Here is a 19,492-nt window from a genome sequence, read left to right as displayed (position 1 = left end):
TGGAGTCCGTATGTCTACCCGCAGGGCCGTTCTGAACTGCTTTCGCCGGCATCAACGCTTCGTACTGACCACCCACATCAAGCCCGACGGCGATGCGCTGGGCTCGCAGCTGGCCCTGGGGCGGCTGCTGCAGAAGATGGGACGCGACGTATATCTGATCAACAGCGACCCGCCGCCGTCGAACCTGACCTGGATGCCCGGCATCGAGCAGGTAGAAGTGTTCAACGGAGCGCTGGCCCAACGCGAACGGATCGACCAGGCCGACGTCATCTGCGTGCTCGACACGAACGCGCTGGACCGACTCGGCGATCTGGCACCGGCCGTCGAGGCCAGCCGTGCCTGCAAACTGCTCATCGACCACCACACGGCCCCGGAAGACTGGTTCGACCTGCAGTACGTACGCGACACGGTCTCGTCGACCGGCGAGCTGGTCTACGAACTGGTCTGCGCCGTCGATCCGAACCTGATCGATCATGAACTGGCCACCGCGCTGTACGTGGCCATCATGACCGACACCGGCTCGTTTCGCTTCAACACGGTTACGCCCACGGTCCATCGCATTGTGGCCGATCTGCTGGAGCGGGGAGGTCTCAGCACCGAGGCCATCCACAGCGCGATTTTCGACACACGCACGCCCGAAAGCATGCGCTTGCTGGGGCTGGCCTTGCGCAACCTGCAGCTCCGCTACGACGGTAAAGTCGCCTACATGGTGCTCTCGCGCCGCATGTTCAACGAAACCGGCGCCTCTACCGAAGACACCGAGGGCTTCATCAACCACCTGCTCTCGATCCGGGGGGTGCGGGTGGCCCTGCTGTTTACCGAGATCGAAAAAGGTGTCAAAATCAGCTTTCGATCGAAAGGAGACTATCACGTGAACGAGTGGGCGCGGGCGTTCGGCGGCGGTGGGCATCGGAACGCCGCCGGGGCTTTTGTGGAAAAGGCCACACTCGATACGCTGGTCGATGCCGTGCTGGCAGCTGCTCCGCGCTACCTGCCACAGCTCGAAGTCGCACCCCCGGGTGACGCCTCGGGCACCCTTTCCTCGGAAGATGCGTCGTATCTTTCAGCACTCCTGCATCAGAAGTCGCAAGCATCCTCTACGGCGTCATGAAAGTCTCGGTCACTACGATCCCACTGGACGAACTGGATATCGATCTGCTCCTGGTGCCTGTTGCCGAAGGGGCCGTCGAGGCAACCCTGAAGGCCCTGAGCGAGCAGTTTGGCGAAATTGTCCGGCGCACCGCGGCCGACTTTACCGGGGCGCCGGACGAACTGATCTGGCTCTACCCGGAAAGCGGTCGGGCCCGACGCCTGGCGCTGGTGGGCATGGGCCCGGCCGATCGCGTCGATCTGGAGCGGCTGCGGCGGGTGGCCGCCCGCGGCGCCGAACTGGCCCGCGAGCGCAAAGTCGTCACCGCCGCCATCGTGCGGCCCCAGACCTCGATCGACCCCGAGTCGGCCAGCCAGGCGCTCGTCGAGGGCTTCATGCTGGCCGCCTACCGCTTCACGCGCTACAAGACGGACACAAGCGACCTGCGCGAGATCGAGCGGCTCGTGATCCACGAAACGGGTGAGGACGAAAAGGCCAGCCGTCGGGGAGCCGAGCGCGGCCGCATCATCGCCGAATGCGTGATGACGGCACGCGACCTGGTCAATCTGTCGCCCGACGAAAAAACGCCCACGAAGTTTGCCCGCCTGATCGAGCAGTCGGCCAAAAAGTACGGCTACGAGGCCGACGTGTGGGACAAGGCGTTGATCGAAGAAGAAGGCATGGGCGGGCTGCTGGCCGTCAACCGGGGTAGCCCGGAGCCCCCCACCTTCACGGTACTTACCTGGCATCCGGAAAACGCCCTCAACGAGCGGCCGGTCGTGCTGGTGGGTAAAGGCGTGGTCTTCGACACAGGCGGGCTGTCGCTCAAGCCCACCAAGGACAGCATGGACTACATGAAGTCCGATATGGCCGGCGCGGCGGCCGTCGTGGGTGCCATGGAGGCGCTGGCCCGCCTGAAAATCCCGCTCTACGTGGTGGGCCTGATCCCGGCCACCGACAACCGTCCCGGCGAGAACGCCTACGTGCCTGGCGAAGTCATTCGGATGCATTCCGGCAAGACTGTCGAGGTGCTCAACACCGATGCCGAAGGGCGTCTGATCCTGGCCGATGCGCTCTCATATGCCCGCACCTATCGTCCAATTCTGGTCATCGACTTGGCCACGCTGACCGGCGCCCAGATCATTGCGCTGGGTACTGAGGCGGCCGCCGTCATGACCAACAACGTGGAAGGTGCCGAAGAGCGCCTGCAGGCCATTGTGGCGGCCGGGGAGCGCAGTGGCGATCGGGTCCACCCGCTGCCCATGTATGACGAGTACGCCAAACTGCTGGAAAGCGACGTGGCCGACCTGAAGAACATCGGCGGCCGTGAGGCCGGCTCCATCACGGCGGCCAAGTTTCTGGAGCACTTTGTCGATTATCCCTGGATCCACATTGACATGGCCGGGCCGGCCTTCCTGAAGGAACCCAAACCCTACCGCCCGAAAGGCGGCACGGGCTTCGGCGTGCGACTCCTGGTCGAATTCCTGCGCGACTTTGCCTCCCCCAGGCGTTTCTCGAGTTGAGCGCAGGTTCCGCAGGAATGAGCAGGCCCTGCTCGCCGATGCTGGCGGGCGGGGCTTTTTTGCAGGGCGGTACAAAAATTTTTCTACCCGGAGGTTACAACGGCCCTCAGCGGGTGTCTATAGACACAGAAGCACGTCCGGGAGACTTGCGTTAGCGGCACGTCGCAAGTCTCAATCACACATGGTGGGGCAGCCGGCGCGGCTCGAAAGGGCCGCGCCGGTTTTTTTGACCATTTCCAGGCGACCGGAGTCGACGTGGTGGTGGGCATCGCTACCGCGCAACCGTGTTCGAAAAAACTTGACAGCGAACACATTTTTTGTTTAACTTAACAGTGTTAACCAGCGCAAAGAACCATGACGGAAGCCGGATCGGACGGCACGCTGCGGCGACGTATTCTCGACGCCACGCGCCACCTGCTGGTGGCCGAGGGCTACACGAGTCTCTCCATGCGCAAAATTGCGCGGGCGATCGGCTGTAGCCCGACGGCCATCTACCTGTACTTCCAGAACAAGGATGCGCTGGTGCACACGTTGATCGACGAGGGCTTCGGGCTGCTCTACGAGGAGCTGCAGGAAGAGGCGGCCCGTCACGACGATCCGGTGGCCCGGTTGGAGGCGCTCTGGCGGCGCTACGTGGCCTTCGGGCGCAGCAATCCGGAATACTATGAGATCATGTTCATGCTGCACCCGGAGCGCATGGAGCGATACCCGCCGGAAAAATATCGCCGGGCGCGCCGGTGTCTGGAGTTTTCCATCCAGGCGCTGGAAGAAGGCCGTCGGCTGGGCGTGTTTGCCGTCGAGGATCCGCGCGTAACGGCCAGCGCGGCCTGGGCGGCACTCCACGGCGCGATCGCACTGCTGCTGGCCCGCCGCGTGGACGTGCGGATCGACCCGGAAGCCTTCATCGACACGATCATTCGGACGCTGCTGCGCGGGGTGCTGGCTCCTGAGGCCCTGCCGCAGATGGCTGCAAAATAACACGGACAGGAAGCGCTTTTTTGTGTATACCTATGGGCGAACGCATTTACACGGCGCCACCTGATACGGGCACACCGGTGCTCGGTAAGACGCTGCCGGACGTGCTCTACGAGGCACTGGCGCGCTACGAGAACCCGGCCTTCCTGAACCAACCGGCCGGGCCGGGGCGCTGGACGCCCATCTCGCTGCGCGATTTTGCCGAGCAGGCCGAGGCGCTGGCGCTGGGCCTGCATGCAATGGGACTGGAGCGGGGCGCCCACGTGGCCTTCTACATGGAAAGCGACGCCTACTTCTGCCTGGCCGACATGGCCTGCCTGATCGGCGGCCTGATCGACGTGCCCATCTACCTGACGCACGCGCCCGAGTCGATTCACTACGTGATCGAGCACGCCGAGGCCCGCGCGCTCGTCGTCTCGAACCGAGCGTTGCTCGAACGCGTCGCGTCGCTTTTGCGCGACCTGCCCGGCGTGCGGTTCGTCGTGGTGGCCGACGCGACCGGACTGGACACGGATCGGGTGGAAGGGCGGCCGCTCTACACCTTCACCCAATTGCTGGAAGCAGGGCGACAGCGCCGTGCGGCCGACCCGGAGGCCATCGCGCGGCTGCGGGCGCAGATCCGTCCGGGCGACCTGGCCACCATCATCTACACGAGCGGCACGACGGGGCGCCCCAAGGGCGTGATGCTCTCCCACGAAAATATTTCGTTCAACGCGCTCACGTCCTTCAGCGGGATCAAACAGTACCGGCCGGGGCCGGACGGCGAGGTGGCCCTGTCGTTTCTGCCGCTGACGCACGTTTTCGCCCGGACGCTCTTCTATGGCTATCTGTACCACGCCTCCAGCGTCTACTTTACGACGCCCGATGCGCTTCGGGACGCGCTCCGTCAGGTGCGGCCCACGACGTTCGCCACGGTGCCGCGCGTGCTCGAGAAAATCTACGGGGCGCTGGTAGAGCGGGCGGCCACCATGCCCGGCCTGAAGGGACGAATCTTTCGCTGGGCGCTGGACCTGGCCCGACGTTACGAACTGGGGCGCGAGCCGCGGGGCCTCTACCGGTTGCAACTGGCCGTGGCCGACCGGCTGGTCTATCGCAAGTGGCGGGAGGCCCTGGGCGGGCGCATCGCCTTCATCATCGCGGGCGGGGCGGCCCTTTCGGCCGAACTGGCCAACATCTTCGCTGCGGCCGGTATCCCGATCCTGCAGGGCTACGGCCTGACCGAAACAAGCCCGGTCATCACCTACAACCGCCCCGAGCTGAACCGGGCCGGCACGGTGGGCGTGCCCATTCCGGGCGTGGAGGTGAAGATCGCCGAGGACGGCGAGATTCTCACGCGCGGTCCGCACGTCATGCTGGGCTACTACAAGGACCCGGAGCGCACGCGCGAGGTGATCGACGAAGAAGGGTGGTTTCACACGGGCGACATCGGCTACTTCACCGAAGAAGGTTTTCTCGTCATCACCGACCGCAAAAAAGATCTGTTCAAGCTCTCGACGGGCAAGTACGTGATGCCCCAGCCGCTGGAGCAGCGCCTGACGGCCGACCCGCTCGTCGAGCAGGCGCTCGTGGTGGGACCCGGTTACAAGTTCACGGCGGCGCTCATTTTCCCGGACGAGGAAGCGCTTCGACGGCTGGCGCGGCGGCTCGGGCTCGACGCCAACCAGCCGCTTGAAAAGCTGGTGCGCGAGCCGAAGATCCTGGAAGTCTATCAGCAGATCGTCGATCGTGCCAACGAGGGCATGGACCCCTGGGCCACGATCAAGCGCTTTGTGCTGGTCCCCGAGCGACTCTCCATCGAAGAGGGCACGCTGACGCCTACGCTCAAAGTGCGGCGCTCGGCGCTCTACAAGAAATACGAGGCCCAGATCCGGGCGCTCTACGAGGGCGCCGAGGCCGAAGCACATGAACAGGAAGCGACAACCCCTGAATCCTGAATAAAAACCACGAAAACGCATCATGGAAACGACCACGGTAACTCCCCGAAACCTGCTGGAGCTGCGGCCCTGGCACTTCCGGCCATTCCGCAAGGCGGCCGTGCTGGGCGCTGGCACGATGGGCGCGCAGATTGCCGCCCACCTGGCCAATGCGGGCGTCGAAGTGCTGTTGCTCGACATTGCGCCCAAGGAAGGACCGAAAAACGCAATCGTCGAGCAGCAATTCCGGAAGGCGCTCAAGATGAAGCCCGATCCGTTCTTCGACGAGGCTGCGAAGCAACGGATCACGCTGGGCAACTTCGACGAGCACTTCGACCGGGTGGGCGAGGCCGACTGGATCATCGAGGCCGTCGTCGAACGGCTCGACATCAAACGCCAGGTGATGGCGCGCGTGGAAGAGGCGGCCCGCGAGGACGCGATCATCTCGACGAACACGAGCGGCCTGCCCATCCGGGAGATCGCCGAAGGGCGTTCCGAGGCGTTCCGGCGGCGGTTTCTGGGCACGCACTTCTTCAATCCGCCCCGCTACCTGAAGCTGCTCGAGCTGATCCCCACGGCCGACACCGACCCCGAGGTGCTGGCCCGCGTGGCCTGGTTCGGCCGCTTTTACCTGGGCAAGGGGATCGTGGTGGCCAACGACGTGCCCTATTTCATCGGCAACCGCATCGGCGTCTACGGCATGATGCGGGTAATCGCGCTCTTTGAGCAGGGGCGCTACACGATCGAGGAAATCGATGCGCTCACGGGCACGCTCGTGGGGCGGCCGAAGTCGGCCACCTTCCGCACGGCCGACGTGGTGGGGCTCGACGTCATGCTCGACGTGGCCCGTAACCTGTACGAGAAGGCCACCAACGACGAGAGCCGCGAGGCCTTCAGGCCGCCGAAAATCTTGGAGACGCTTGTCGAAAAGGGCGCGCTCGGTCAGAAGACCGGGGCCGGTTTCTACAGGAAAGAAGACGGCGTCATCAAGTCGATCAATCCCGAGACCGGCCAGTACGAGCCGCCGCGGCCGCTCAACCTGGGCGATCTGGACCGCATCAAATCGATTCCGGATCTGAAGGAGCGGCTGCGGGCGCTTTTTGCCGACGAGGGGCGGGCCGGCGAGTTCTTCCGCACGACCACGCTGGATCTGTTGGCCTACGCGGCCCGTCGCATCCCGGAGATCACGGATAACCCGGCCAACGTGGACCGCGCCATCCGGTGGGGCTTTGGCTGGGAGCTGGGTCCCTTCGAGATCTGGGATGCGCTCGGCTTCGAGCAGGTGGTGGAGGGCTGTCGCAAGCTGGGCTATGCGCTGCCCGCCTGGGTGGAGGAGATGCCGAAGAAGGGCGCCACGTCCTTCTACCGTCAGGAAGATGGCCGGCCGCAGGTCTATCATCCCGTCGAAGGCCGCTACGTGGACGATCCGATCCCGGCCGACGAGATCCGGCTGGCCGTGATCAAGGCCGACCCGAAGCGCACACTCTGGCAGAACGCCGAGGCCGCGCTGCTCGACCTGGGCGATGGCGTGGTGCTCTACGAGTTCCGCTCGAAGGCGAACGCGCTGGGGCAGTGGGTGATGGAGGGCTTGCTGGAGGTGCTTGACCGCGTCGAAAACGACCTGAACATCCGGGGCATGGTCATCGGCAACGAAGGGCGGCACTTCTCGGTGGGGGCTAACCTGGGCGAGGCCGTCATGGCCGTGGCGCAGCAGGAGTTCAAGTTGCTGGAGACCTTCCTGGAGAAATTCCAGGAGGTGATGCAGCGCATCCGCTACGCCACGAAGCCCGTCGTGGTGGCCGTGCATCAGCGGGCGCTGGGCGGTGGTTGCGAGATGGTGATGGCCTGTCCGAACCCGGTGGCCGCCGCCGAAAGCTATCTGGGACTGGTGGAGCTGGGCGTGGGGCTGATTCCGGCCGGCACGGGCACCACACGGCTGGTGGTGAAGGCGGCCGAGCAGGCACCGCATGGCCATCCCAGCGAGATTCTGCCCTGGATTCAGAAGTACTTCGAGACCGTCGCAATGGCGCAGGTGGCCACCAGTGCCCGCCAGGCGCAGGCCATGGGCTTCCTGCCGCCGCACGCCCGCATCGTCATGAACGAAGACCGGCGGCTCTTCGTGGCCAAGCAGGAAGTGCTCCGGCTTTCGGAGCAGGGCTACCAGCCGCCGACGAAGCCCACCCGCGTCAAGGTGCTGGGCAAACCGGGCTACGCGGCGCTCATGGTGGGCGTCGATCAGTACCGCAAAGGCGGCTTCATCACCGAGTACGACCAGTATCTGGCCTCGAAGCTCGCCTACGTGATGACGGGCGGCAATCTGACCCATCCACAGGAAGTCTCCGAGGACTACCTGCTGGCGCTCGAGCGTGAGGTCTTCCTGCATCTGCTGGGGCAGCCCAAGACGCAGGAGCGCATCATGCACCTGCTGCAGACCAACAAACCACTGCGCAACTGAACCCCGAAACCGAAAAGGACAACTGCCATGCAGGCTAACGGAGCATACATTGTCAGCATTGTGCGCACGGCCGTCGGCAAGGCCGACAAAGGATCGCTGCGCAACGTGCGTCCCGAGGAGCTGGGCGCCATCGCCGTGCGCGAGGCCGTCCGGCGCGTGAAAGGGCTGGAGCCGGAGCTGATCGACGACGTGATCATGGGGTGCGCCTTTCCCGAAGGACCCCAGGGCATGAACATGGGCCGGATCGTGGCCCAGAAGGCCGGCCTGCCCGACAGCGTGCCCGGCGCCACCGTCAACCGTTTCTGCTCGTCGGGATTGCAGACCATTGCCATGGCCACGCAGGCCATCATGGCCGGTCACGCCGACGTGATCGTGGCGGGCGGCACCGAATCGATGAGCCAGGTGCCCATGACCGGCTTTTTCTTCCAGCCCGATCCCGAACTGGTCGAGCGCGACATCGACGTGTACCTGTCGATGGGCCTGACCGCCGAAAACGTGGCCGAGCGCTACGGTATCACCCGCGAGGAGGCCGACCGCTTCGCGCTGCGCTCGCACCAGCGGGCCATCGAGGCGATCGACAGCGGCAAGTTCGACGAAGAGATCGTGCCCGTCACGGTGCGCGAGGTGGTCTACGAGAACGGCCAGACGCGCACCGTCGAGAAGGAATTCCGCGTGGACGAAGGGCCGCGCCGCGATACGAGCCTGGAGGCGCTGGCTGCACTGCGGCCCGTCTTCAAGGTGAACGGGACCGTGACGGCGGGCAATGCCTCGCAGAAGTCGGATGGTGCGGCCGCGGCCGTGGTCATGAGCGAGCGCATGGTGAAGGAGCTGGGCGTCGAGCCCATGGGGCGGCTCATCGGCTTTGCGCTGGCCGGCGTGCCGCCTGAGATCATGGGCATCGGTCCCGTCGAGGCCATCCGCAAGGTGCTCAAACAGACCGGCCTGACGCTCGACGACATCGACCTGATCGAACTGAACGAAGCCTTTGCCGCGCAGGCGCTGGCCGTCATCCGCGAAGTGGGGCTCGACGAGGAAAAGGTAAACGTGAACGGCGGCGCCATTGCGCTGGGGCACCCGCTCGGCTGCACGGGCGCCAAGCTGACCGCCACGCTGCTCTATGAACTGCGGCGGCGGGGCGGACGCTACGGCCTCTGCACGATGTGCGTGGGCGGTGGCATGGGGGCCGCCGGCATCATCGAAAACCTGCAACGCTGAGGCGATAACCGCCAACCATACAACGGAGGGATCATGAACCTGCCGTTTTATCACTTTCTGGACCCTGTAGGCGCCGGCTGGATCGTGCTCGGCGTGCTTGTGGTGGCGCTGGCGCTGGCATTCACGGGCGCACCGCTCGGACTCTGGACGCTGGCGACGGCCGTCGTACTCTACGGCGTGGGGGCACCGCTCTGGCTCTGGGTGGTCTTCGGCGTGCTGGCCGTCGTCTTCAACCTGAAGCCGCTGCGGCGGACGCTCGTCTCCAGACCGCTCATGGCCTTCATGCGGGCCTCCGGCTTTCTGCCGAAGATCTCCGATACCGAGCGCACGGCCATCGAAGCCGGCACCGTCTGGGTCGAGGGCGAGCTGTTCGCCGGTAAGCCGAACTTCAACCGGCTGCTTCGCGAGACGAACTACCCGTCGCTTACCGAGGAGGAGCGGGCCTTTCTGGAAGGGCCTGTCGAGGAACTCTGCCGGATGGTGAACGACTGGGACGTCTGGCGCTGGCGGGACCTGCCGCCGGAGGTGTGGCAGTTCATCCGGGAGAAAGGCTTCCTGGGCATCATCATCCCGAAAGAATACGGCGGGCTGGGCTTTTCGTCGCTGGCCAACAGCGCCGTCGTGCAGAAGCTGTCGTCGCGCTGTGGGCCGCTGGCCACGACGGTGATGGTGCCCAACTCGCTGGGTCCGGCCGAACTGCTCATCCACTACGGCACGCAGGAACAGCGCGACTACTACCTGCCCCGACTGGCCCGGGGCGAGGAAATTCCCGCCTTCGCGCTGACCGAACCCGGAGCCGGGTCTGACGCCGGGGCCATCCAGGCCAGCGGCGTCGTGTTTCGGGGTGAAGACGGCAAGCTCTACATCCGGCTGAACTTCCAGAAGCGCTACATCACGCTGGCCGCCATCGCGACGGTGCTGGGGCTGGCCTTCAAGCTCCGGGACCCGGACAACCTGCTGGGTAAAGGGGAGGATCTGGGCATCACGTGTGCGCTGATTCCGACCAGTACGCCGGGCGTCAAGCTGGGCATGCGGCACGATCCGCTGGGCGTGCCCTTCTACAACTGCCCGGTGGAAGGCCATGACGTCGTGGTGCCCATCGATGCGATCATCGGCGGGCCGGAGTGGGCCGGCAAGGGCTGGCGCATGCTCATGGAGTCGCTGGCGGCCGGGCGGGGTATTTCGCTGCCGGCTTCGTCGGCGGGCGGTCTGAAGCTGATCTACCGCGTCGCTTCGGCGCATGCCCGCGTGCGGCGTCAGTTCGGGCTGCCCATCGGCATGTTCGAGGGCATCGAAGAGCCGCTGGCGCGCATCGGCGGCTTCAACTATCTGGTCGAGGCCGGACGCGTCTACACGTGCGGTGGCCTGGATCGGGGTGCCAAGCCGGCCGTCGTCTCGGCCATCATGAAGTATAACACGACCGAGCTGGGGCGGCAGGCCATCAACGACGGCATGGACATCCTGGGCGGCAACGGCATTTCGCGCGGACCGCGCAACCTGCTGGCCCACGGCTACATCGCCGCGCCGATCGGCATCACCGTCGAGGGCGCCAACATCCTGACGCGCACGCTGATGATCTTCGGGCAGGGGGCCATCCGCTGCCATCCCTACGCCTACAAGGAGATCTCAGCGCTGGAGCGCGGCGACGTGCAGGCGTTCGACGACGCCTTCTGGAAGCACGTCGGCCTGGTGGTGCGCAACGGTGCCCGGGCGCTGCTGCTGAGCCTGTCGCGCGGACGCCTGGCACGTACGGGCGTCTCGGGCCCGGCCGCCCGCTATGCCCGGAAGCTGGCCTGGGCCTCGGCTTCGTTCGCCTTTCTGGCCGATCTGGCCATGGCCGCGCTGGGCGGCAACCTGAAGCGCAAGGAAAAGCTGACGGGCCGCTTTGCTGACATCTTCTCCTGGATGTACCTGGCCACGGCCACCATGCGGCGCTTCGAGGCCGAGGGCCGGCGCGAGGAAGACCGGCCGTTCTTCGACTGGGCCATGCAGTACGCCTTCCACCGGATGCAGCAGGCGTTCGACGGTCTGTTCGACAACCTGCGCATTCCGGGACTGACCTGGTTCCTGCGCGGACCGGCCGCCTGGTGGTCGCGTCTGAACCGCCTGAGCGCGCCGCCTTCGGACCGGCTGGGGCATCGGGTGGCTCAGCTCATGCTGACGCCGGGCGAGCAGCGGGAGCGCATGACGGCCGGCATGTACGTACCGTCCGATCCGAACGAGGCGCTCGGCCGCCTGGAGCGGGCTTTCCAGTTGGCCTACCAGGAAGACGAGCTGCTCAGGAAAATCTATGCGGCCGTCAAACGGGGCGAGCTGCCCAAGGCGCGGCCGGAGCAGCTCGTGCGCCAGGCCGTCGAAAAAGGCATCATCACGGCCGAGGAAGCTGGCCTTATCCAGGAGGCCGAAGCGGCCCGCTGGGATGCCATCCAGGTCGATGCCTTCACGCTCGAAGAATACCGGCGCTACTACAATGCGCCGCCGGCCGGCATCGAAGCGGCCGGCGACGGCAGCCGCGAGGCGGTCGCGACCGAGTCGTAACCGCACGCAGCAGGCACCGCAGGGGACCGGCCTCGGCCGGTCCTTTTTTTTCTTGCGCTGCCGGCACGCCCCTTTCTGGAACGTTGCCTGCCAGCGGGCGTGAATAACAAAATGTCTGCTGATCAACCGTGCTCCAAGTCAGCAATGCGTTATCTGGATCGTATTACCATCGAACCCGGCAAGCGCGGCGGTAAGCCCTGCATTCGTGGCATGCGGATTACCGTTTATGACGTGCTCAGCTATCTGGCCTCGGGTATGTCGTACGACGAGATTCTGGAAGACTTTCCCTATCTGACAAAGGAAGACATTCTGGCCTGTCTGGAATATGCGGCGGCTCGTGAACGGCACACACTGATGGCTCCTGCATGAAGCTGCTGTTTGACCAGAATCTTTCGCCGCGCCTGGTTGCCCGACTTGCCGACTGCTATCCCGGGTCCGCGCATGTCTCTGAGGTGGGATTGGATCGGGCGTTGGATGTTGAGGTGTGGGAGTTCGCTCGGGGTCATGGCTATGTGCTTGTAAGCAAAGACGCTGATTTTGCCGAAATGAGTACGCTTTACGGCGTTCCCCCCAAGGTGGTCTGGATCGGACGTGGTAACTGCTCTACTCGTGAAATTGAGGAAATCCTGCGCCGAAACTACGAACTCGTGGTGGAGCTTGTGCAGAGCGAAACAATGGGTATCTTGCTTCTGGTCTGAGTGCCCCTTTCTGGAACGTTGCCTGCCGGTAGGCGTGAGACTGCCCGCCCGGTCCGATCGCCGGGCGGTTTTTTGTACGGAAGCAGCCCGATCGTTATGAAGCGCCTGGTCGTTGTCGAGTCGCCGACGAAAGCACGCACCATCCGCAATTTTCTGCCGAAGGACGGCTTCCGCGTCGAGGCCAGCATGGGGCACATTCGCGATCTGCCGGCCTCGGCGGCCGAAGTGCCCGCCAACCTGAAGCACGAGGAGTGGGCGCGGCTGGGCGTGCGCATCGATCGCGACTTCGAGCCGCTTTACGTGATCCCACGCGACAAGCGAAAGGTGGTGCAGCAGCTCAAAGAGGCGCTGAAAGAGGCCGACGAGCTGTACATCGCCACCGACGAAGACCGTGAGGGCGAATCTATCGGCTGGCACCTGGTCGAGGTGCTCAAACCGAAGGTGCCGGTCCGCCGCATGGTCTTTCATGAGATCACGCGGGAGGCGATCGAACAGGCGCTGCGCAATCCGCGCGACATCGACTACAACCTGGTCGAGGCGCAGGAAGCCCGGCGCATTCTGGACCGCCTGGTGGGTTACCTGGTGTCGCCCGTGCTCTGGCGCAAGATCGCCCCGCGACTGTCGGCCGGACGTGTCCAGAGCGCGGCCGTGCGGCTGCTCGTGCTGCGCGAAAAGGAACGCATCGCGTTCGTCCCGGCCACCTACTGGGACCTGAAGGCGCTGCTGGAGCAGGAGGGGCAGACGTTCGAGGCGGTGCTGACGCATGTGGGCGGCATTCGGGTGGCCGGCGGCAAGGACTTCGACGAACACACCGGGCGGCTGAAAGAAGGGCTGGTGGCCGGCCGCGACGTGATCCTGCTCGACGAGGCGCAGGCCCACGAGCTGGCCGAGCGGCTCCGTCACGAAGGCTGGGTAGTGGCCGACGTCGAAGAACGGGTCGTGACCCGTTCGCCCGCGCCGCCGTTCATCACTTCGACGCTCCAGCAGGAAGCCAGCCGCAAGCTGGGGCTTTCGGCGCGGCAGACCATGCAGATCGCCCAGCGACTTTACGAGCAGGGCTACATTACCTACATGCGCACCGACTCGACCCACCTGTCGCAGGAGGCCATCGAAGCCAGCCGTCGAACCATCGTCGAGCGCTACGGCAGGGAGTACCTGAGTCCCCAACCCCGCCAGTATCAGAGCCGCGTCCGCAATGCGCAGGAAGCGCACGAGGCCATTCGGCCCGCCGGCCGCGAGATGAAGACGGCCGAGGAGCTGGGCCTGACCGGCATCGACGCGGCGCTGTACGACCTGATCTGGAAGCGTACGGTGGCCTCGCAGATGGCCGATGCGCGCTTGCGGCTGCTGACGGTGCACCTGGAGGCCGGCGACCGGGAGCCGATCGCCCGCTTCCGCGCCTCGGGTCGGACCATCGAGTTTCCGGGCTTCTTCCGGGCCTACGTCGAAGGGAGCGACGATCCGGAGGCCGCCCTCGAAGACCGCGACCAGCCGCTGCCACCGCTGAAAAAAGGCGACCGGCCCCGCTGCGTACAGGTCGAACCCCAGCGGCACGAGACGCGCCCGCCGGCTCGCTACACCGAGGCCACGCTGGTCAAGACGCTCGAGCAGGAAGGGATCGGTCGGCCGAGCACCTACGCGACGATCATCGACACCATCCTGCAGCGCGGCTACGCCGTGCGGCGCGGCAACCAGCTCGTGCCCACGTTCATGGCCTTCGCCACGAACAACCTGCTGGAAGCCTATTTCGAAAAGCTGGTGGACCTGGGCTTTACGGCCCAGATGGAGGAGGCACTTGACGAGATCGCCCGGGGCCGCCAGAAGACGGTGCCCTACCTGCGCCAGTTCTATCAGGGCGAAGAGGGGCTCGAACGCATGATCGACGAGGCGCTGCGACGTGTGGATCCCCGCGAGGTCTCGACGATTCGCTTCCCGCAGTGGGAGCCCTACGTGGTGCGCGTGGGCAAGTACGGGCCGTACGTCGAGGGGCCGGTGGACGGGCAGATCGTAACCGCCTCGCTGCCGGCCGATCTGGCGCCCGGCGACGTGACCCGCGAGAAGCTGGAGCAGATCCTGCGGGAAGGACAGATCGAAGACCGGGTGCTGGGGATCGATCCGGAAAGCGGGCAGCCGGTGCTGCTCCGGCGAGGCCCCTACGGCTACTACGTGCAGCTCGGCGACGACGAACAGGCCGGCAAGCCGAAGCGGGTGGCGCTGCCGCCGGGCATGGAGCCGGCCGTGGTGGATCTGGAGAAGGCGCTGGCCCTGCTGAAACTACCGCGCACGCTGGGTACGCATCCCGAGACCAGCCAGCCCGTACTGGTGGGCATCGGCCGCTACGGGCCCTATGTGCAGCACGGGCGGACGTTCGCCTCGCTCAAGGAAGAAGACGACGTGTTCACGATCGATCTGGAGCGGGCACTGGAACTGCTGGCCGAAAAAGAAGCAAGGAGCCGGCCGCTCCGCGTGCTGGGGACGCATCCTGAGACCGGCGAGCCGGTGGAGGTCTGGGAAGGCCGCTACGGACCTTACGTGAAGCACGGTCGCACGAACGCTTCGCTCCCCGAGGGACGCGCGCCCGAAGCCGTCACGCTGGAAGAGGCGCTGGCCCTGCTGGAAGAAAAGGCCGGCCGAAAAGGAAAGACGCGGGGCCGCCGTCGCCGCTCGAAGTGAGGCGAAACGTCCGGTGTTTTTTGTCATCCGAAAAATGTTTTCGGGCGGCACGCGCAACCGTGACGACCACGGACGTGTAATACGATTTCCGGAAAATCATAGTGCACGGGCGCACACGGCGGTGCGCCCCTACCAGATCCTTGACGTTTTCCCTATCCCGTAGGGGCGGACCCCTGTGTCCGCCCTATCATGCCCGCCGGATCACGTCTGCCACCCGGGGTGTGGCACCCTCATGTACTGGTAAATCAGCGATCCCATATTCGCAGCAAATCGGGGACAGCCTTTTCAGGCCTCGGCCTTCTGGATCCAGCGCTCCAGCACGGTCTTGAGTTCGTCTTTCTTGAAGGGCTTGGCGATGTAGTCGTCCATGCCGGCCTCCAGGCAGCGTTCGCGCTCGCCACGTAATGCATTGGCCGTCATGGCGATGATGGGCGTGTGGCGTCCCAGATTGGCTTCATGCTCGCGGATCAGCGCCGTTGCCTCGAAGCCGTCCATCACCGGCATGTGCACGTCCATCAGGATGGCGTCGTAGCCGCCGCGCAGTGCCGCCTCGACGGCCTGCTTGCCGTCGCTGACCACATCGCACGTGTAGCCCAGCCGCTCCAGATGATAGAGCGCCACCTTCTGGTTGACCGGATTGTCCTCGGCCAGCAGGAGATGCCCGCGGCTCGTCGACCGGGGCGTTGTGGACGGTGCATCGCTCGAATCAGACTGGTCGGGCACGGTGGCCGACTCCGTCCGTTGCGGCTGTTGCTTTTCGGCAGCAACCGACCGCATTTCCTGAAGCACCCGGACCAGCGTATTGAACAGATAGGACTGACGGGTGGGTTTGGACAGGACGGCGGCAAAGAGCGTCTCGTCCATGGCCCGGTGATCCTCGCGGGTGAAGAGATAAGAGCTGAGCAGAATCAGCGGCGTGGCGGCGAGGGCCGGGTCCTGTTTGATCTCCCGGGCCAGCATGATGCCATCCATTTCGGGCATCATCATGTCCAGGATGGCCAGTTCGAACGGATGGCCCTGGCGGGCGGCCGCCCGCATCAGCTCCAGCGCCTCGGCGCCACTGCGGGCCAGCGTGGGCACCATACCCCAGCCCAGCGTCTGGCGGCGAAGGATTTCCCGGTTGGTTTCGTTGTCGTCCACGATCAGCACGCGTACGTCTTTGAGCAGCGCCCGCCGCTCATCTCCGTTCAGCTTACGCTGTGACGACAGCCGGAAGGGAATGCGCACCGTGAACGTGGAGCCTTTTCCGACCTCGCTTTCGACGCCGATCGTGCCGCCCATCATCTCGACGAGCTGCTTGGAGATGGCCAGGCCCAGTCCGGTACCGCCGTAGCGGCGCGTCGTCGAGCCGTCCAGCTGGGTGAAGGGCTGGAAAAGATGCGAGAGCCGATCCGGTGGAATGCCGATGCCCGTATCCCGCACCGAAATACGCCAGTAAGCGCGGCGCTCGTTCAGCCGTTCCAGTTCGGCTTCGACGACGACCTCGCCGCGTTCGGTGAACTTGATCGCGTTGCCGATCAGGTTCGAGAGCACCTGGCGGAGCCGGTGCGGATCGCCCTGCACCTCGAGTGCCCGCTCTTCGATGAAGCAGATCAGTTCGAGCTGTTTGGCCGCCGCGCGCGGGGCAAACAGCGTGATGACGTCTTCGATCGTTTCCTGCAGGTTGAAGTCGATGTTTTCCAGCTCCAGCCGTCCGGCCTCGATCTTCGAAAAGTCCAGTATGTCGTTCAGAATGGTCAGCAGCGTCTCGCCGCTCCGATGGATGATCTCCACGCACTCGCGCTGCTCCTTGGTCAGATCCATTTCGAGCAGCAGCTCGGTCATGCCGAGCACGCCGTTCATGGGCGTGCGGATCTCATGGCTCATGTTGGCCAGGAATTCGCTCTTGAGGCGGCTGGCCCGCACCAGTTCCTCGTTGGCCCGCTCGAGTTCTTCCTTGGTCTGCCGCAGGTCTTCCAGCGTGGCCTTAAGCTGGCGTTTCTGGGCCTGCAGCTCGGCCGTGCGTTCCTGGACGAGCGCTTCGAGCTGTTCTTTCTGCTGTTCGATGCGATAGATCCGGTAGCGATGAATACCGCCCACCAGCAACCCCAGCAGCGTGACCACCAGCGCCGCGAACCAGGCGGTCTGCCAGAAGGGCGGCGTGATCTCGAAGCGGGCGGCGGCCGGGCGCGACCAGTCGGAGGTGGGCTTGCGCGCCTGGACTTCCAGCACGTAAAAGCCGGCCGGCAGGTTGGTCAGGAAAATGGTGGGCGACTCCAGCGGGCGCCAGCCTTCCTCGCTGCTGATGGGCTTGCGCAGCCAGGAGCGATTGCGCTGGAGGGGCTGGAACGTCAGGTTCCAGTCCGTATCCATGCTGCGCAACCGGTAGCGTAGCTGGATCTGCTCGGCGCCGAAGAAAGAGAGCAGCGCCACGCGCGCCGTCAGCGTGTTGGCTTTGTAGGAGACCTGGACGAGGGAGTCCGGGTTGACCGGTCGGTCTCCCAGTTGCAGGTAAGTCAGACGAACGCGCGGGGGACGGTCGTTCCACAGGTCTTCGCGCGGGTTGTAGTGGCTCAGCCCGTCCATCGTGCCGAACCACAGCGTGCCGTCCACGTCGGCAAAGAAACCGCCGGCATTCGACTCGTAGCTGGCGTAGCCTTCCAGCGGACTGTAGTTCACGAAGCGCTCCCCGTCGAAGCGATCGACGCCCCGCGAAGTGCCGATCCAGATGTTGTTCTGGTGATCAACGCCGATCGAATAGACGGCGTCGTTGTGGAGGCCATCGGCCGTCGTGTAGGTGCGAAAGCGATTCTGCTCGGGATCGTAAACCGTGATGCCCAGCGCGGCATGGTAGCCAAACCAGATCCGCCCCTGCAGGTCTTCGGCCAGAAAGTAGGGATTGTTGCCGGCCAGGCCGTCCTTCGAGGTGAAGGTGCGCCAGTGGCGGCCGTCCCAGCGCGACAGGCCCATGTCGCCGGAGATCCACACGTGTCCCCGCCGGTCCACCAGCAGCCGCGCGTCGGTGAAGACCTGACCCGGCACTTCCACCGGGATGAAGCGCGCACCGTTCTGGCGGAACACGCCCAGATTCTGGGCGGCCAGCCAGATGCGTCCCTGGTGGTCTTCCACGATCGACATGACGCTGGCCTCGTGGGGGAAGCCCGGCACGCGATGGAAGCGTCCGTTTTCGTAAAGGGCCAGGCCCCGCAGTGTGCCGATCCAGAGGCGTCCCCGGCTGTCCAGGAAGAGGGAGCGGACGAACTCGCTGGGCAGGCCGTCTTTTTCGGTATAGACGGCCCAGCGGCGCCCGTCGAAGCGGTTCAGGCCGCGTCGGGTGCCCACCCAGAGATAGCCCTGTCGGTCGCGCACGATCGGCCGCACCAGGTTGTCGGCCAGTCCGTCGCGTACGGTGTAGTTCGTGAAGGCCCTACCGCGAAACTGCGACACGCCTTTCAGCGAGCCCAGCCAGAGCATGCCCTCCCGATCGACCATCAGGGCGTTGAGTACGGAGGTGGGCAGCCCGTTGGCTTCCGTGAGCCAGCGGACCCCGGTGGCGTCGATGCGTCCCAGTCCCTCCAGCGTGACCACCCAGACCACCCCCAGCGAATCGACCGCCAGGTCACGGGCCGGCAGGCCCTTCAGACCATCTTTTTCCGTGTAGCGGGCAACCCGGCGGCCTCCGGCCAGCACCACCAGCGCATCGGCCGTGGATACCCAGAGGCGTCCTTCCAGGTCTTCCAGGAGGCGATAGACGGGCTGCTCGGTGAAAGGCGCAACGGGCACCCAGCGGGGCGGGGCCCAGCGGTACAGACCGTTCTGGGTGGCGACGTAAAGCTGACGCTTGCGGTCAATCAGGAAGTCGTAAATGGCCTGCGTGCCCAGCGTTTCGACCCGCTCAATCCGATCGTCCTTCAGGTAAGCGAGACCCCGGGGTGTGCCGATCCATACCGTTCCGTCGGCGGTGACCGTCAGCGCACGTACATCGGGCGAAGGGAGCCCTTCCGCCAGGCTGAAACTGGTGAAACGGCCGTTCGGCTCACGGCGGCTGAGGCCGTTGCGGGTGCCGATCCAGAGCGAGCCGTCGGGTCCTTCGGCCAGGGCCCAGATGAAGTCGCCGACGAGGCCGTCTCGCAGGCTGAAGGTTTCAAATCCGAAGCCGTCGAAGCGGTTGAGGCCGGCCTGCGTTCCAATCCACACGTATCCCTCACGGTCCTGCAGGAGCGCCTGCACCACCAGCTGCGAAAGCCCGTCGGCACTGGTGTAGGTGTGAAAGTAGTGCTGCTGGGCAAGTGCCGGCAGGGCGATCAGCAGGGCCAGTCCGTAAAACCAGTGAAAACAGGGGCGACGCAGCATGCTGCTCGGCCGATGGCAGATGTTTCAAGGGTAAACCACCGGAAGGACAACAAAAGGTGTACCCAGAGGAAGAGCGGGAG

At 65.1% G+C, this 19,492-nt stretch carries 11 protein-coding genes; 10 read left to right on the top strand and 1 reads right to left on the bottom strand.

Translation table 11 applies throughout. From position 1 onward, the window contains the following. Positions 1–10 precede the first annotated feature (10 nt). The 10 genes from GYH26_RS09440 to topA all read left to right on the top strand — a co-directional run bounded on the left by GYH26_RS09440 (position 11) and on the right by topA (position 15,080). The gene (locus GYH26_RS09440; protein WP_161541434.1) at positions 11–1,111 is read left to right on the top strand and encodes a DHH family phosphoesterase; all 1,101 of its coding nucleotides are present in this window, start codon (positions 11–13) and stop codon (positions 1,109–1,111) included. Continuing rightward, positions 1,108–2,613: a leucyl aminopeptidase gene (locus GYH26_RS09435; protein ID WP_161541433.1), complete on the top strand. Its 1,506-nt coding sequence runs from the start codon at positions 1,108–1,110 to the stop codon at positions 2,611–2,613. Before GYH26_RS09440 ends, GYH26_RS09435 begins: the two co-directional genes overlap by 4 nt. 354 nt (positions 2,614–2,967) lie before the next feature. Next, entirely contained in the window at positions 2,968–3,591 is a 624-nt protein-coding gene (locus GYH26_RS09430; RefSeq protein WP_014066708.1) for a TetR/AcrR family transcriptional regulator, read from the top strand. 32 nt (positions 3,592–3,623) lie between these two features. Continuing rightward, complete coding sequence (locus GYH26_RS09425; RefSeq protein WP_161541432.1) at positions 3,624–5,522, top strand: AMP-dependent synthetase/ligase; 1,899 nt, start codon at positions 3,624–3,626, stop codon at positions 5,520–5,522. A 22-nt stretch (positions 5,523–5,544) separates the two neighbouring features. Next, positions 5,545–7,956, top strand: coding sequence for a 3-hydroxyacyl-CoA dehydrogenase/enoyl-CoA hydratase family protein (locus GYH26_RS09420; protein WP_161541431.1), 2,412 nt, complete (start codon positions 5,545–5,547; stop codon positions 7,954–7,956). Positions 7,957–7,983: 27 nt separating this feature from the next. Beyond that, entirely contained in the window at positions 7,984–9,171 is a 1,188-nt protein-coding gene (locus GYH26_RS09415; protein WP_161541430.1) for a thiolase family protein, read from the top strand. Between the two features lie 33 nt (positions 9,172–9,204). Then, complete coding sequence (locus GYH26_RS09410) at positions 9,205–11,709, top strand: acyl-CoA dehydrogenase (RefSeq protein ID WP_161541429.1); 2,505 nt, start codon at positions 9,205–9,207, stop codon at positions 11,707–11,709. Positions 11,710–11,853: 144 nt separating this feature from the next. Continuing rightward, positions 11,854–12,078 carry a DUF433 domain-containing protein gene (locus GYH26_RS09405; RefSeq protein ID WP_054684883.1) on the top strand — a complete coding sequence of 75 codons (225 nt, stop codon included), beginning with the start codon at positions 11,854–11,856 and terminating at the stop codon, positions 12,076–12,078. After that, positions 12,075–12,407 (top strand): DUF5615 family PIN-like protein, encoded by a 333-nt coding sequence (locus GYH26_RS09400; protein ID WP_161541428.1) that lies wholly within the window; start codon positions 12,075–12,077, stop codon positions 12,405–12,407. The genes GYH26_RS09405 and GYH26_RS09400 overlap by 4 nt, the downstream gene beginning before the upstream one ends. 96 nt (positions 12,408–12,503) lie before the next feature. Beyond that, positions 12,504–15,080, top strand: a complete 2,577-nt coding sequence (gene topA, locus GYH26_RS09395) for a type I DNA topoisomerase (protein ID WP_161541427.1) — start codon at positions 12,504–12,506, stop codon at positions 15,078–15,080. Between the two features lie 285 nt (positions 15,081–15,365). Here topA and GYH26_RS09390 read toward each other — a convergent pair whose 3' ends face one another. Next, on the bottom strand, positions 15,366–19,412 hold the full coding sequence (locus GYH26_RS09390) for a hybrid sensor histidine kinase/response regulator (protein ID WP_161541426.1): 4,047 nt from the start codon (positions 19,410–19,412) through the stop codon (positions 15,366–15,368). Positions 19,413–19,492: the final 80 nt, after the last annotated feature.

Origin of the sequence: Rhodothermus marinus (genome assembly GCF_009936275.1) — a bacterium.
Lineage (GTDB): Bacteria > Bacteroidota > Rhodothermia > Rhodothermales > Rhodothermaceae > Rhodothermus > Rhodothermus marinus_A.
The sequence above is the reverse complement of the archived record's forward strand: the minus strand, read 5'-3'. Positions and strand labels throughout refer to the sequence as shown.

Coding starts and splice junctions, on each gene's coding strand:
- GYH26_RS09415 (WP_161541430.1), top strand. CDS start 7,984: ATGCAGGCTAACGGAGCATACATTGTCAGCATTGTGCGCACGGCCGTC.
- GYH26_RS09435 (WP_161541433.1), top strand. CDS start 1,108: ATGAAAGTCTCGGTCACTACGATCCCACTGGACGAACTGGATATCGAT.
- GYH26_RS09430 (WP_014066708.1), top strand. CDS start 2,968: ATGACGGAAGCCGGATCGGACGGCACGCTGCGGCGACGTATTCTCGAC.
- GYH26_RS09440 (WP_161541434.1), top strand. CDS start 11: ATGTCTACCCGCAGGGCCGTTCTGAACTGCTTTCGCCGGCATCAACGC.
- GYH26_RS09425 (WP_161541432.1), top strand. CDS start 3,624: ATGGGCGAACGCATTTACACGGCGCCACCTGATACGGGCACACCGGTG.
- topA (WP_161541427.1), top strand. CDS start 12,504: ATGAAGCGCCTGGTCGTTGTCGAGTCGCCGACGAAAGCACGCACCATC.
- GYH26_RS09400 (WP_161541428.1), top strand. CDS start 12,075: ATGAAGCTGCTGTTTGACCAGAATCTTTCGCCGCGCCTGGTTGCCCGA.
- GYH26_RS09390 (WP_161541426.1), bottom strand. CDS start 19,412: ATGCTGCGTCGCCCCTGTTTTCACTGGTTTTACGGACTGGCCCTGCTG.
- GYH26_RS09405 (WP_054684883.1), top strand. CDS start 11,854: ATGCGTTATCTGGATCGTATTACCATCGAACCCGGCAAGCGCGGCGGT.
- GYH26_RS09420 (WP_161541431.1), top strand. CDS start 5,545: ATGGAAACGACCACGGTAACTCCCCGAAACCTGCTGGAGCTGCGGCCC.
- GYH26_RS09410 (WP_161541429.1), top strand. CDS start 9,205: ATGAACCTGCCGTTTTATCACTTTCTGGACCCTGTAGGCGCCGGCTGG.